General features: G+C 70.8%; 1 protein-coding gene. It reads right to left on the reverse strand.

Annotation, left to right across the window (positions count from 1 at the left end):
* On the reverse strand, window positions 1–1,393 hold a 1,393-nt coding region (locus AB0D01_RS39705), incomplete at its 3' end, for a DEAD/DEAH box helicase family protein (RefSeq protein ID WP_363064294.1).
* Between the last annotated feature and the right edge of the window lie 71 nt (window positions 1,394–1,464).

Genomic DNA, 1,464 nt, shown 5'->3' on the forward strand with positions numbered 1-1,464 from the left:
GCTCGACGAGGCGGTCGTCATGAGATCGCAGGCCCTGGAGGACGGCCACAAGGGGCCGGTAGCTCGCGGAGGCGACCATGTCGGTCGGGTCCTCGCCCGGGTCCAGGAAGACGGGCACGATGATGCGGGCGATCTTCGTGGACCCGTCTTTGTTGAGGCGGAGGGCCCGGCCGATGTTCTGGACGATTTCGACTTGGGAGCCGCGGGTGTCGGCGAAGCAGATCGCCTCCACGCCGCGTTCGCCGGTGATGTCGACGCCTTCGCCGAGGACGCGTACGGAGGCGAGGAACGCCCGGTGGACGCGGTGTCCGGTGGCGTCGATGCCGCCTGCGAACTGGCGCAGCGCTTCCCGGCGTTCGGTGACGAGGTGGTCCCCACACAGCCATGCGGACCACACGCGGTCCGGGGGTACGTGGCGGCCGGTCTCCAGCTCGTAGAACTCGGCGTCGATCGATGACGCGGGGAGCTGCTCCGCGGCGGCCAGGTCGGCGTCGGATGTGTCGGTGGTGTATAGCTCGGCGGCCGTCTGGGGCAGTTTCTCGGCGAACGCGGCGGCCTCCTCGACCTTCTGGTGGAAGGTCATGACCGTGCGCAGGTTGTACGCCGCCGCGTGCTCCAGGAGCGCGGCCTGCAGCAGCGCCAGGCGCCGGCCCCGCTGCGCCTCCTCGGACTCGCCGAGGACGGGGGCGGGGTCGCGGATCTCCAGGACGTCGATCTCGAATCCGGCGAGGATCCCCCGCTCGATGCTCTCGCTCAGGCCCAGCTCGGCCAGCCACGCCCCGTACGTTCCGTTCGGGTCATCGGCCATCGACGCGATCTCCGCCTCTTCGCTCCCGGCGCCTTTCTGCGGCCGGGCCGCGGCCAGGATCCGCGGGGTCGCGGTGAGGTAGAGCCGGAAGTCCGCCGGGATCCGTGCGTTGTCGTGGATCGCTGCCCACGGCCGTCCGAGATCGCCGGCGGTGCCGTGCGCTTCGTCGACGATCGCGAGGTCGAAGCCCGCCATCCGCTGCCCGTACAGGCGTTCCCCGCCCACGAGGGCAGCCTCCAGGGGCCCGCGGACCTTCCGCTGACCGTCGGGTGTGTCGATGTCCTCGCGGTCCACGAGGGAGGCGTAGGTGGCGAGTACGACGACCGGCCCGGAGGCGGCCCACAGGGCGAGCTGGATCGGGTTCGTGGTGGTGCGCACCCCGAGTTCGTCGAGCACGGGGTCGTTCTCCAGCGAGCACACGGCGATCATCGGAGCCCGGTGGCCCACCAGCCGCCACGCCTGGGCGGTCTGGACGAGGAGGTCCAGGGTGGGCACGGTGACGAGGATCCGGCCGTCCACGAAGGACTCCAGCGCGCACGCGGCGGCCGTGATCGTCTTGCCTGCGATGTGTCGGTTTGGTGTCAGTGGGGGTTGGCAGTGACGGTCCGTCAGCCGGTGGTGTTCGTGCTGGTCCCATGACTGGGGGGCGTGTCTCC

The sequence above is a fragment of the Streptomyces sp. NPDC048606 genome (genome assembly GCF_040650855.1).
Classification (GTDB): Bacteria; Actinomycetota; Actinomycetes; order Streptomycetales; family Streptomycetaceae; genus Streptomyces.